14 protein-coding genes are annotated in these 13,811 nt (G+C 33.7%); 13 read left to right on the forward strand and 1 reads right to left on the reverse strand.

Annotation, left to right across the window (positions count from 1 at the left end):
- Positions 1–278 precede the first annotated feature (278 nt).
- The 9 genes from KA893_RS09710 (at position 279) to KA893_RS09750 (ending at position 9,347) form a co-directional block, all read left to right on the forward strand.
- On the forward strand, positions 279–767 hold the full coding sequence (locus tag KA893_RS09710) for a peptide deformylase (RefSeq protein WP_041080430.1): 489 nt from the start codon (positions 279–281) through the stop codon (positions 765–767).
- Positions 760–1,692, forward strand: a complete 933-nt coding sequence (fmt, locus tag KA893_RS09715; protein ID WP_075339742.1) for a methionyl-tRNA formyltransferase — start codon at positions 760–762, stop codon at positions 1,690–1,692. Before KA893_RS09710 ends, fmt begins: the two co-directional genes overlap by 8 nt.
- A gap of 2 nt (positions 1,693–1,694) precedes the next feature.
- Positions 1,695–3,002 carry a 16S rRNA (cytosine(967)-C(5))-methyltransferase RsmB gene (gene rsmB / locus KA893_RS09720; protein WP_232335005.1) on the forward strand — a complete coding sequence of 436 codons (1,308 nt, stop codon included), beginning with the start codon at positions 1,695–1,697 and terminating at the stop codon, positions 3,000–3,002.
- Between the two features lie 3 nt (positions 3,003–3,005).
- Entirely contained in the window at positions 3,006–4,100 is a 1,095-nt protein-coding gene (rlmN, locus tag KA893_RS09725) for a dual-specificity RNA methyltransferase RlmN (protein WP_037538561.1), read from the forward strand.
- A gap of 4 nt (positions 4,101–4,104) precedes the next feature.
- Positions 4,105–4,848, forward strand: a complete 744-nt coding sequence (locus KA893_RS09730; protein ID WP_002483508.1) for a Stp1/IreP family PP2C-type Ser/Thr phosphatase — start codon at positions 4,105–4,107, stop codon at positions 4,846–4,848.
- Positions 4,845–6,899 carry a Stk1 family PASTA domain-containing Ser/Thr kinase gene (gene pknB, locus KA893_RS09735; RefSeq protein WP_002483507.1) on the forward strand — a complete coding sequence of 685 codons (2,055 nt, stop codon included), beginning with the start codon at positions 4,845–4,847 and terminating at the stop codon, positions 6,897–6,899. The genes KA893_RS09730 and pknB overlap by 4 nt, the downstream gene beginning before the upstream one ends.
- Before the next feature lie 286 nt (positions 6,900–7,185).
- Positions 7,186–8,061, forward strand: a complete 876-nt coding sequence (rsgA, locus tag KA893_RS09740) for a ribosome small subunit-dependent GTPase A (protein WP_002483506.1) — start codon at positions 7,186–7,188, stop codon at positions 8,059–8,061.
- Positions 8,062–8,706, forward strand: coding sequence for a ribulose-phosphate 3-epimerase (rpe, locus tag KA893_RS09745; protein ID WP_041080432.1), 645 nt, complete (start codon positions 8,062–8,064; stop codon positions 8,704–8,706). It abuts the gene before it with no gap.
- A gap of 5 nt (positions 8,707–8,711) precedes the next feature.
- Positions 8,712–9,347, forward strand: coding sequence for a thiamine diphosphokinase (locus tag KA893_RS09750; protein ID WP_037538558.1), 636 nt, complete (start codon positions 8,712–8,714; stop codon positions 9,345–9,347).
- Between the two features lie 98 nt (positions 9,348–9,445).
- On the opposite strand, the gene rpmB is transcribed toward KA893_RS09750, so the two are convergent.
- Positions 9,446–9,634 (reverse strand): 50S ribosomal protein L28, encoded by a 189-nt coding sequence (gene rpmB, locus KA893_RS09755; protein ID WP_002483503.1) that lies wholly within the window; start codon positions 9,632–9,634, stop codon positions 9,446–9,448.
- Between the two features lie 250 nt (positions 9,635–9,884).
- On the opposite strand from rpmB, the gene KA893_RS09760 reads away from it, so the two are divergent.
- The 4 genes from KA893_RS09760 to sdaAA all read left to right on the forward strand — a co-directional run bounded on the left by KA893_RS09760 (position 9,885) and on the right by sdaAA (position 13,810).
- Positions 9,885–10,256, forward strand: a complete 372-nt coding sequence (locus KA893_RS09760; RefSeq protein ID WP_002483502.1) for an Asp23/Gls24 family envelope stress response protein — start codon at positions 9,885–9,887, stop codon at positions 10,254–10,256.
- A gap of 14 nt (positions 10,257–10,270) precedes the next feature.
- Positions 10,271–11,929, forward strand: coding sequence for a fatty acid kinase catalytic subunit FakA (fakA, locus tag KA893_RS09765; RefSeq protein WP_210125760.1), 1,659 nt, complete (start codon positions 10,271–10,273; stop codon positions 11,927–11,929).
- Positions 11,930–12,262: 333 nt separating this feature from the next.
- The gene (sdaAB, locus tag KA893_RS09770) at positions 12,263–12,928 is read left to right on the forward strand and encodes an L-serine ammonia-lyase, iron-sulfur-dependent subunit beta (RefSeq protein ID WP_002483500.1); all 666 of its coding nucleotides are present in this window, start codon (positions 12,263–12,265) and stop codon (positions 12,926–12,928) included.
- A gap of 12 nt (positions 12,929–12,940) precedes the next feature.
- Positions 12,941–13,810 carry an L-serine ammonia-lyase, iron-sulfur-dependent, subunit alpha gene (gene sdaAA / locus KA893_RS09775; RefSeq protein ID WP_041080433.1) on the forward strand — a complete coding sequence of 290 codons (870 nt, stop codon included), beginning with the start codon at positions 12,941–12,943 and terminating at the stop codon, positions 13,808–13,810.
- Position 13,811: the final 1 nt, after the last annotated feature.

The raw sequence follows: 13,811 nt of genomic DNA on the forward strand, positions 1-13,811 counted from the left end.
AACGATCAATGCTCAATATATAATGAAAAATGTAAAGGTTTGAAATATGTCTTGTATACTATGAACATCGTTTTAAAGTGCAGTATAGATAAAAAGCCCATTTAAATATGAGCAGATATCTATTTCTGCACTTTTTATATTTTATGAATATAGATTGAATGAAGACTTATCCTACTACTTACTCAATATGTTCAGTAAAGTATTCTTTCAATGAATGGTGCAATTTCCACTAAAATAAGTTATAATAATATGATGAATTTTTATGAGGAGAAATCGATATGACAATCAAACAACTTGTAACAAGCAAACACCCTATTCTTAATAAGCCTATACCGGATGTGACAAAATATGATGAAAATTTAGAACAATTATTGTTAGATTTAGAAGATACAATGTATGATGTTGAAGCATCTGCGATATGTGCGCCGCAGATAGGTGTTGCACAAAAAGTAGCGATGATAGATATGGAAATGGATGGATTGTTACAACTGATTAATCCTCAAATTATAAGTGAATCGGATACAAAAGTGACTGATTTAGAAGGGTCTATCAGTATACCTAATGTTTATGGTGAAGTGGAAAGAAGTAAAATGATTGTCGTTAAGAGTAATGATAAAAAAGGTAATGAAGTTGAGATGACTGCATATGATGATATCGCGAGAATGATTTTACATATGATAGATCATTTTGAAGGAAGATTGTTTACTGAACGTGTAGAGAAATTTTTAAGTGAAAGTGAAATGGAGGCGTATTTTGATAATGAGTAAAGTCATTTTTATGGGAACACCAGATTTTTCAACAAAAGTGCTAGAAATGTTAATTGCTGAACATGATGTGATTGCAGTAGTCACGCAACCAGACAGACCAGTGGGTAGAAAACGTGTTTTAACACCTCCACCAGTGAAAGAAGTTGCAATTAAGCACGGTTTACCAGTATATCAACCAGAAAAATTAGCCCAATCATCAGAGTTAGAACAACTTATTGACTTAGAAGCAGATTTAATCGTAACTGCAGCCTTTGGGCAAATATTGCCTGAATCATTATTAAATGCGCCAAAGTTAGGGGCAATCAATGTCCACGCGTCGTTATTACCTAAATATAGAGGTGGAGCGCCGATTCATCAAGCTATCATGGATGGTCAAACAGAAACAGGTATTTCTATAATGTATATGGTTAAGAAATTAGATGCAGGAGATATCATTTCTCAACAAGCAATAGAAATTGAGCACCAAGATGATGTCGGTACCATGCATGATAAATTGAGCTTTTTAGGTGCAGAATTATTAAAAGAGACTTTACCTTCTATTATTAATGGTACAAATAACCGCATTACACAGAATGAAAGTGAAGCTAGTTTTGCTACTAATATAAGTAGAGAACAGGAAAAGATTGATTGGTACCAATCGGCTGAAGTTATTTACAACCATATAAGAGGTCTGTCACCATGGCCAGTAGCTTATACAGTTATGGATGATGGTAACATGAAAGTATATGCATCCCGAATTGAAAAAAGTAAAACAGGTGAACCAGGTACAATTATTGAAACAACGAAAAAAGCAATCATCGTTGCGACAGGTTCCGACGATGCAATTGCATTAACAGATATTCAAGTTGCAGGGAAAAAACGTATGTTAACTGCAAACTACTTAAGTGGCGTGCAAACTTCACTTGTTGGGAAGGTACTAACATGACAATAGAAACAAATGTGCGAGCGTTAGCATTTGAAACCATTCAAGATATTATAAATGATAAAGCCTATAGTAACATCATCATTAATGATGTGTTATCAAATAATGAATTAAATAGAGCAGATAAAGGTTTATATACAGAATTAGTATATGGCACGTTAAAAAGAAAATATACTTTAGATTATTTGCTGAAACCTTTTGTTCAAACAAAGTTAAAAGGTTGGGTCAGACAGTTACTTTGGATGAGTATTTATCAATATGTCTATTTAGATAAAATACCTGAACACGCGATTATTAATGAAGCCGTTGAAATAGCTAAATATAAAGGCGGTCCGCATAATGGTAATGTTGTGAACGGTATACTAAGAAATATTATGCGCAGTGACTTACCAGATTTTACTGAAATTACAGATGACAAAAAACGTATCGCGATTGAATACAGTTTACCCAAATGGTTGGTTGATCACTGGACAACGCATTTTGGTATTGAAAAAACAGAAACAATTGCGCAATCATTTTTAGATAAAGTAACTACAACCGTACGTGTTAACTTAACTCGTATTTCAGTAGACGATGCTATTAGAAGACTCACTGATGATGATTATATTGTAGAACAAGATAGAGAAATCGAAACTTGTCTACATATTAGTGGTAAGCCAATTATTGAATCTCGTATGTTTAAAGATGGACTGATATCTATTCAAGATAAGAGTTCAATGTTTATTGGTGAATTAATGGCATTAAAAGAAGGTGACCAAGTTTTAGATGCTTGTAGTGCACCTGGTGGAAAAGCTTGTCATATTGCTGAAATATTAAATGGTACTGGACATGTTGATGCGACGGACATTCATGAACATAAAATAGATTTAATAGATTTTAATATAAGAAAATTACGTTTATCTAACATTTCTGCATTTGAACACGATGCAACTGAAAAATATGATAAAGTGTATGATAAGATTTTAGTAGATGCGCCATGTAGTGGTTTAGGTGTTTTAAGACATAAACCAGAAATAAAATATGAACAATCGCAACATGCAATTGAATCTTTGGTTGAAATTCAATTGGAAATCTTAAATAATGTGAAATATAATGTGAAACCTGGTGGTACAATGATTTATTCAACTTGTACGATTGAGCAAATGGAAAATGAAAATGTTGTATATACATTTTTAAAAGAAAATAAAGATTTTGAATTCGATCAATTTGAACATCCAATAACTGGAGAAAAAGTAAAAACGATGCAAATTTTACCTCAAGATTTTAACTCTGATGGCTTTTTCATAACTAGGATAAGAAGAAAGGAAAATTAAAATATGATAACTGCAGAAAAGAAGAAAAAAAATAAGTTTCTTCCCAATTTTGAAAAGCAATCAATTTATTCATTAAGATACGATGAGATGCAAGATTGGTTGGTACAAAATGGTCAGCAAAAATTCAGAGCGAAACAAATTTTTGAGTGGCTTTACGAAAAACGCGTCGATGACATTGATGATATGACAAATTTATCTAAAGAATTAAGAGAAGTACTTAAAGATAATTTTACAATGACAACCATGACAACAGTTGTAAAACAAGAAAGTAAAGACGGTACAATTAAGTTTTTATTTGAATTACAAGATGGTTATACAATTGAAACGGTCCTTATGAGACATGAATACGGGAATTCTGTTTGTGTAACCACACAGGTTGGTTGCCGTATTGGTTGTACGTTTTGCGCTTCTACATTAGGCGGTTTAAAACGTAACTTAGAAGCTGGAGAAATTGTTTCTCAAGTATTAACAGTTCAAAAAGCTTTAGATGAAACAGAAGAGCGTGTATCACAAATCGTTATCATGGGTATTGGAGAACCATTTGAAAACTATGATGAAATGATGGATTTCTTAAAAATTGTTAATGATGATAATGGACTAAATATTGGAGCGCGTCATATTACAGTGTCAACTTCAGGAATTATTCCAAGAATATACGATTTCGCTGATGAAGATATTCAAATTAATTTTGCGGTTAGCTTACACGGTGCAAATGATGAAATTCGATCACGTTTGATGCCGATAAATAGAGCATATAATGTAGAAAAATTAATGGAAGCTATTCATTATTATCAAGAAAAAACAAATAGACGTATTACTTTTGAGTATGGTTTATTTGGTGGCGTCAACGACCAAATTGAACATGCTAGGGAATTAGCGCATTTAATTCAAAAATTGAATTGCCATGTTAACTTAATACCAGTGAATCACGTACCAGAAAGAAATTATGTGAAGACACCTAAAGAAGATATCTTTAAATTTGAAAAAGAATTGAAGCGTTTAGGGATAAATGCAACAATTAGACGTGAACAAGGTGCTGATATTGACGCTGCTTGTGGTCAATTAAGAGCTAAGGAACGAAAAGTAGAAACGAGGTAGGGACATGCTAAAAGCACAATTTTTTACTGACACGGGTCGATACCGTGATAAAAATGAAGATGCAGGTGGCGTATTTTATAATCGTACAGAGCAACAGCTATTAGTGCTTTGTGATGGTATGGGTGGTCACCTAGCAGGAGAAGTTGCGAGCCAATTTGTCACTGATGAGCTTCAACGTCGTTTTGAAGTGGAAAATCTTATCGAAGCTGATCAAGCTGAAAATTGGTTGAGAACAACTTTAAAAGCTATTAATCGTGAGTTATATGAAATGTCAGTAGAAAACCCAGAATATAAGGGTATGGGTACAACTTGTGTCTGTGCTTTAGTATTTGATAACTATATTGTAGTCGCAAATATTGGTGATTCACGAGCTTATTTAGTGAATAGTAGAGAGATTGAACAAATTACGAATGATCATTCGTTTGTTAATCATCTCATGATGATTGGGCAAATTACTGCTGAACAAGCATTTAATCATCCTCAACGAAATATCATTACCAAAGTGATGGGGACTGATAAGTTAGTGACGCCAGATATATTTGTGAAAAAAACGAATTTCTATGATTATTTAATGTTAAATTCTGATGGTTTAACCGATTTTGTACGTAACCATCAAATTCAAGAAACATTGGTACAAGCGAAAGAATTAGAGACACACGGTCAAGACTTAATAGAACTTGCACTATCTGAAGATACGAATGACAATGTAAGTATTGTATTGGCTGAGATTGAAGGTGATAAAGTATGATAGGCAAAATAATAAGTGAGCGCTACGAGGTCATTAAAAAACTCGGTGGTGGCGGAATGAGTACTGTCTATCTTGCCGAAGACACAATTCTCAATCGTAAAGTAGCGATCAAAGCAATTAGGATTCCTGCTGGTGAGAAAGAAGAAACTATTAAACGTTTCGAAAGAGAAGTACATAATTTAACACAACTATCACATAAAAATATAGTGAACGTGTTTGATGTTACGGAAGATGATGATAATTTCTATTTAGTAATGGAATATATAGAAGGACCGACATTATCTGAATACATTCAAAAAAACCAACCTTTGGAGACCACAACAGCACTCAACTTTACCAATCAAATTATTAATGGAATTAAACATGCTCATGATACTAAAATCGTACACCGTGATATTAAACCACAAAATATTTTAATAGATAAGCACCAGACTTTGAAGATTTTAGATTTTGGTATTGCGAAAGCTCTAAGCGAAACAACAATGACACAAACGAACCATGTATTAGGTACAGTTCAATATTTATCACCCGAACAAGCACGTGGTGAATCGACAGATAATGGTACCGATATTTATTCAATTGGTGTTGTATTGTATGAAATGCTTATTGGTAAACCACCGTTTTCTGGAGAAACAGCAGTAAGTATTGCAATTAAGCATATCCAAGATCCTATGCCTAATATTACTGATGAACGCTCGGATGTACCTCAAGCACTAAGTAATGTTGTACTGAAAGCAACGGAAAAAGATAAGACGGTGCGTTACCAATCAGTAAGAGATATGCAAAGTGATTTAGAAAATGTATTGTCTGAAAATCGTGAGAATGAAGCGAGGTATCAATCCGTTGAGGAGAATACCAAGACAATTCCTATAAATAAATCAGATATTGTCAACCAGACGAGAGATGAAGATAAAGGAAAAAACATAAAAGAAACAATGCAGATTCCTATCGTCAATCAACAACAATTTCAATCAAGTGAAGAACATATTTATGAGGTACCACAAAAAAAGCGTACAAAGAAAAAGAAGTTTTTCTATACACTTATAATCGTCTTATTGCTGTTTGGTTTATTTGGATTCATGGCAATGGGTATGTTTGGAAATAAATATTTAGAAACACCAGATTTATCAGGTAAGACAGAAAAAGAAGCAGAACATATTTTAAAAGAAAATAAATTACAAATGGGTAATATATCGCGTGAATATAGTGATAAATATCCAGAGAATAAAATTATAAAAACGACGCCTGAGAAAGGGGATCGTTTAGAACAACAAAGTAAAGTTGACATTGTTTTATCTAAAGGACCTGAATTGACGGAAATGCCAAATTTATTTGGTATGACAAAATCCGAAGCTTTAGATAAATTAAAAGATTTAGGCATCAAAGATTCAAAAGTGAAACAAGCGTACACGAAACAAAATATCGCTAAAGGTTTAATTGAATCACAAAATGTGAATCCTGGAGATAAAGTGAAAGTGAATGATAGTAATATAGAGCTTACTGAATCTTTAGGGACAAAACAAGTTTACGTTGATGACTATGAGAATAAAGCTTTTAAAACGGCAAAATCAGAGTTAGAGGCAAAAGGATTCAAGGTAGTTGTCACTCAGGAAACTGAGGACAAGAAAGTTAAAAAAGATAATGTTATCAGCCAATCACCAAAAGATGAAGAAATAGACGAAGGTTCAACAATTGAATTCACCGTTTCAAAAGGCGCTCCAAAATCTGATGATGATAAAGAAGATGAGGAAAAAGACGCTGACGATAAAGATAAAGATGACAAAGAGTCTAAAGATGATGAACCAGCGACTAAAGATTATACAGAAACGTATGAAGTTCAATATACTGGTAAAGATGACGACAGCCAAGAAGTAAAAGTGTTTGTAAGAGACAAAAATGGCGAAGGGACATCACCTTCACAAACATTTAAAATAAAAGACAATAAAACCATTAAAATACCGATGACAATAGAAAAAGGTAAAACGGCTGGTTATACCGTTCGTGTAGATGGTAAAGTTGTTGCTGATAAAGATATACCTTATGATTTTTAGCGACACTTAGCGAGCGAAGAGAGCATAGTGTCGCTTATGCAAGAGCGAAAGCTCTAGCGAACCACAAATAGAAGATATAAAATGAGCACCAATTTAGTCGAATTTGGATTAAATTGGTGCTTTTAATTTATTATCTCAATGTCATTCATAGAATAATTAAGTGGAAAAGTATCGTTATCGATATTTACAACTGAAAATTTAGCCGAAATCGTTTCAAATCATATTTAAATCAAAAATGCTTTGCTATAATATAAATGGTAAAAGTATTTAAAAGAGGGGTGCCTAAGTGAAAACAGGACGCATCATAAAATCAATCAGTGGTGTTTACCGAGTTGATGTAGACGGTGAAATGTATGATACAAAACCACGTGGCCTTTTTAGAAAAAATAAATTTTCACCTATTGTAGGTGATGTCGTTGATTTTGAAGTAGAAAATGTAACGGAAGGTTATATACATCATGTACATGAACGAAAAAATGAAATAAAGCGACCGCCTGTTAGTAATGTCGACCATCTCATTCTTGTAATGAGTGCTGTAGAACCAGATTTTTCTACACAGTTACTAGATAGGTTTTTAGTAATTGCGCATTCTTATCATATGCGTCCGCGTATTCTTGTAACTAAAAAAGATTTGACATCTTTGGAAAAACAACACGATATTGAAAAATTGCTAGAAGTTTATGAGAATATGAGCTATAAAACACAATTCATAAGTATTAATGAAGATATTGAACAAGTCTTTTCAAGTTGGGGTGATGGTTTAGCTGTGTTGAGTGGTCAATCAGGTGTTGGTAAATCAACGTTATTGAATAAATATTTTCCTAATATAGAGATTGAAACACAACACATTTCTAAAGCGTTAAATCGTGGTCGTCATACAACACGTCATGTTGAATTGTTTGAGAGAGCTAAAGGCTTTATAGCAGATACCCCAGGCTTTAGTGCTTTGGATTATGATCATATACAAAAAGATGAAATCAAAAATTATTTCATGGAAATACATGAATATAGTGCGACATGTAAGTTCAGAGATTGTAACCATATTAATGAACCGAAATGTAATGTTAAAGCTGAATTGGAAAATGGCAATATTGCCCAGTTTAGATACGATCATTATTTACAGCTATTTAAAGAAATTTCAAATAGAAAGGAAAGATATTAAGTGGCAAAATTATATCCATCATTATTATCAGCAGATTTTTTGAATTTACAACAAGAGTTAACTGCTTTAGAAAAGGCAGGCGTTGATGGGGTACATTTTGACGTCATGGATGGACAATTTGTACCTAACATTTCAATCGGACTACCTATATTGGATTCAGTACGTAAAGGTACAGATTTACCTATTGATGTGCATCTTATGATAGAAGAACCTGAAAAATATGTTGAATTATTTGCTGAGCATGGCGCTGATATGATTTCAGTACATATTGAAGCAACACCCCATATTCACAGAGTGATTGAACAAATTAAGAATAAAAATGTAAAAGCTGGTGTGGTGATTAATCCTGGGACGCCAGTTGATTCAATTCGTCCGGTATTAAAAATGGTAGATTATGTATTGGTTATGACAGTAAACCCTGGTTTTGGTGGTCAAACATTTATAAATGATTGCGTAGAAAAACTGGATCAATTATCTGAAATCAAAAAAGCGCAAGGCTTAAACTTTGATATTGAAGTAGATGGTGGTATTAACAATAACACTGTTGAAACTGTAGTTAACCATGGTGCGACAATGTTAGTTGCAGGGTCATACTTTTTTAAACACGATGAATATCAAACGGTAACTAACACATTGAAAGGTTGACATAGATGAAAGCCAATTTATTATGTGGCAATAGAAATTTGCCCAAGCATATTTTAGTGGAACATAAACATGAACATTGGATTGGTATAGATAGAGGCACCTTGATCTTGCTAGAATCTGGGATTACACCTCAATTTGCAGTCGGTGATTTCGATTCTATTTCTGATTCAGAGAGGAACTTTATACAACAACAGATAGAGATAAATCCTTATAATTCTGAAAAAGATGACACAGATTTAGCTTTAGGCATTGATCAAGCAGTAAAGCGTGGCTATCGAAATATTGATGTTTATGGTGCGACGGGCGGTAGACTAGATCATTTCATGGGCGCCTTACAAATACTGGAAAAACCGGAATATACAAAAATGAATATCAACATTAAATTAATAGATGACACAAATGAAATTCAATTTATACAAAAAGGTCAGTTTAATGTGACATATAGTGAACAATTTCCATATATTTCATTTATACCAGTCATCTATCCAACTGTAATTTCATTGAAAGGCTTTAAATATAACTTACAAAATGAAACACTGAAACTTGGTTCAACGCTTACTATTTCAAATGAATTAAGTCAATCTTGTGGGAATATAGAAATAATTGAAGGCAGTGTATTGATGATTCGAAGTAAAGATTAAATGAGGATTTTTAAATATACGCTGATACCTAAAAGAAAATGAAATAAAAAAAGACCAATCCTCCACATAAGGATTGGTCTTTTCGTGCATTATATTTATTAAACTCTAGTTACTTTACCAGATTTTAAAGCACGTGCAGAAACCCAAACTTTTTTAGGTTTTCCGTCTACAAGAATTCTAACTTTTTGAAGGTTAGCATTCCATCTTCTTTTAGAAGAATTTAAAGCGTGAGAACGATTGTTTCCAGTTGAAGCTTTACGACCTGTTACGAAACATTGTTTGCCCATGAAAGTACCTCCTTTAATAAATATAAATACACGTATCTACTACATACTTGAATAATGTACCACAAATAAGTATAGATAGCAATAAAACGAGAAAAATTTTTCGTTTACATGAATAATACTTTTGTTAATATTAAATTATGGTATAATTGTAAACTGTGGATAAATATAGTATTTTTTTAATAAGATAATCAAGACGCATTGTTTATTATTGACGATTATGATATAACCATAAACTTAGGAGGCCCATTTTATGACATTAGAAATCACAAATGATTACGGTAGTATAGACATTTCAAACGAAGTAATATCTTCAGTTGTGGGTAGTAAAGCAGTAGAATGTTATGGAATTGTAGGCATGGCTTCTAGACAACAAGTTAGAGATGGCATTGCAGAAATACTCGGACATGAAAATTATGCTAAAGGTATCATTGTACGAGAAGATAATGGCGTTGTTGATGTAGATATGTACATTATTGTAAGCTTTGGAACAAAAATATCTGAAGTAGCTAGCAATGTACAATCAACTGTAAAATATACATTAGAACAAACATTAAAAATAAAAGTAAATTCAATCAATATATTTGTACAAGGTGTGCGCATTAATAATGGCACGAAAAACTAGGAGGACATTACGCAATGGTAAGCAAAATAGATGGTAAATTATTTGCCGAGATGATTATACAAGGGGCGCAAAATTTATCAAATCATGCAGACTTAGTTGATTCATTGAACGTTTATCCAGTACCAGATGGAGATACTGGGACGAATATGAATTTGACGATGACATCAGGGAGAGAAGCAGTCGAAAACAATTTATCTCAACAAATTGGTGAACTAGGTAAGACATTTTCTAAAGGTTTATTGATGGGTGCTAGAGGGAACTCTGGTGTGATTTTGTCACAATTATTTAGAGGGTTTAGTAAAAGTTTAGAAACATATGAAACAATTAATGCTAAACAATTTGCTGAAAGTTTTAAAGCAGGTGTAGATACAGCGTATAAAGCAATCATGAAACCAGTTGAGGGAACGATTTTAACAGTAGCAAGAGATGCAGCTGATGCAGCTATACAAAAGGCAGAAGAAACCGACGATTGTATTGAATTAATGGCTTACATTCTCGAAGAAGCAGAAGTCTCACTTGAAAACACACCGAATTTATTACCAGTATTAAAAGAAGTCGGTGTTGTAGATAGTGGAGGTAAAGGCTTAGCTATTGTTTACGCTGGATTTTTAAAAGCATTAAAAGGTGAAACGGTATCTGCACAGTCACCAAAATTAAATAAAGAGTCTTTAGTTAATGAAGAACATGATTTTCATGGCGTAATTAATACGGAAGATATCGTTTATGGCTATTGTACTGAAATGATGGTTCGTTTTGGAAAAAATAAAAAAACCTTTGATGAGCAGAGTTTTAGAGAAGACATGAGCCAGTTTGGGGATTCTTTATTAGTTATCAACGATGAGGAAATTGTTAAAGTACATGTGCATACAGAAAAACCAGGTGACGTATTTAACTATGGTCAACAGTATGGTGAATTAATTAAGTTAAAAGTCGAAAATATGCGTGAACAACATCGTGAAGTTGTGAAAAAAGAACATGACGGTGGCAAAGCAACATCTACAGAAGAAACGCAGGCAGTCGACACTGCAGTCATTGCAATCTCCATGGGTGAAGGTATTTCAGAGATTTTCAAGTCAATGGGTGCGACACACATGATTAGTGGTGGACAAACAATGAATCCATCAACAGAAGATATTGTCAAGATTATTGAACAATCACAATGTAAACGTGCAATCATTTTACCTAATAATAAAAACATTCTAATGGCTAGTGAACAAGCTGCTGAAATTGTAGAAGCTGATACTATAGTCATTCCGACCAAATCAATACCACAAGGCATTACTGCGTTATTTAATTATGATGAAACTGATTCACTCGAATCTAATAAATCAAGAATGGTGGAATCTTTAGAAGCAGTACGTTCTGGTTCAGTGACATACGCTGTGAGAGATACTAAAATTGATGGTGTTGAAATTAAAAAAGACGCATTTATGGGCTTGATTGAGGATAAAATTGTAACAAGTCATGCTGATCAATTTGAAACGGTTAAGGGATTAATGGCAGAAATGATTAATGAAGATAGTGAAATCATTACGATGATCGTTGGTATGGTTGCTGATAAAACAGTTACTTCAGACATTGAAGATTGGATGGAAGCAACATATCCAGACGTTGAATTAGAACAACATGATGGTCAACAACCTGTTTATCAATATTTGTTTTCTGTAGAATAATATAAATCACAGCATTAGAATCTTAAAAGAGTATCATTTATACAATAGTATATGACTTCAAAAGGAAAAACATCGACTATATCAGTCATGTTACAGATGGGAGTGAGAAAATCAGATTTTAAAATTTGATTAATTCTTACTTCCATATTTTTTTGAAATAATGACATTTTTTAAATGATTTTAAGGTTGTCAGCAATTTAATTTTGCATTTAATAAGAACAATACAACCAGTTTTGGTTTATAATGTTTATTGAACTTGTTATAATAAACAAGATGTTTAAGAATGAAAGCGCAACACTTTAGAAACATTAAAAATAAGAGTGGGGTATAATTATGAAATATAAAACAGTCTTCGATATAATTGGTCCTACAATGGTAGGCCCTTCGTCTTCTCATACTGCAGGCGCAGTGAGAATTGGTTTAGTAGCTAGAGACTTATTTAATCAATTACCGAAACAAGCTGATATATATCTTTATGGTTCATTTATGGAAACATATAAAGGACATGGCACTGATGTTGCTTTAGTCGGTGGCTTGTTAGGCTACGATACTGATGATGATCGTATACAAACAAGTTTGGAAACTGCTGAGGAAGCTGGGATGAAAGTCAACTTTATTGAAATGGCAGAAGAAAGATCACATCCGAACACGGCTATTATTAATATGCGTGATGGAGACAAAGAAATATCCGTTGAGGGTGTTTCAATTGGTGGCGGAAAAATTGAAGTAGTAGCAATCAATGGATTCAATATCGCGATTAGTGGTAATTACCCGGCATTACTTGTATTCCATAAAGATACGTTTGGTACTATTGGTCGTGTAGCCAATATACTGGGAGACTCAAGTATTAATGTAGGTAGTATGCAAGTATCTAGGAAGGAAAAAGGCGATCAAGCATTAATGACTTGTGAATTAGATGATGCAGTGAATGATGAAATAATAGAGAAAATTAAAAACGTCGATGGTGTAGTGACGGTTTCACTCATGGGAGACGCCTAATGGAGGTATTGCATGTTTAAAAGTGTGAAAGAATTAGTAGAAATATGTGAAGAGCAAAATAAAAAAATCCATGAAATTATGCTTGAACAAGAAATGGAAGTTACAGGACTATCTGAGGCAGATGTTTATGCACATATGGACAAAAACTTACAAACGATGGAGAATGCTTTAGACGAAGGTTTAGCAGGGGTTACATCTACAACAGGGCTCACTGGTGGAGATGCTGTACTAATTAAAGAATATTTGAAAACGGGGAAATCACTCGCAGGACCAACTTTGTTAGACGCAGTTAGTAAAGCTGTTGCGACAAATGAAGTCAATGCAGCTATGGGGAAAATTTGTGCAACACCTACAGCAGGTTCTGCAGGTGTTGTACCAGGCGTGTTATTTGGTCTTAAACCGCGTTTAGAACCATCAAGAAAAGATATGTTAAATTTCTTATTAACTTCAGGTGCATTTGGTTTTGTTGTTGCTAATAATGCATCTATTTCAGGTGCTGCTGGTGGTTGTCAAGCAGAAGTCGGTTCAGCTGCGGCGATGGCAGCTGGAGCAACTGTAGAACTTGCAGGTGGAACGCCGCAACAGTCAGCTGAAGCTTTTGCAATTTGTTTGAAAAATATGCTAGGTTTAGTATGTGATCCAGTAGCTGGTTTAGTAGAAGTACCTTGTGTTAAGAGAAATGCTGCAGGTGCATCAAACGCAATCGTATCTGCGGACATGGCTTTGGCAGGTGTGACTTCAAGAATTCCTACAGATGAAGTGATTGAAGCAATGTATAAAATCGGTCAAACGATGCCATCCGCTCTACGTGAAACAGGTCGTGGAGGTTTAGCAGGTACACCTACGGGTCAGCGCCTAAAACAAGAAATATTTGGTGATTAAT

Origin of the sequence: Staphylococcus sp. GDY8P126P, assembly GCF_017891965.1 — a bacterium.
GTDB lineage: Bacteria > Bacillota > Bacilli > Staphylococcales > Staphylococcaceae > Staphylococcus > Staphylococcus saprophyticus.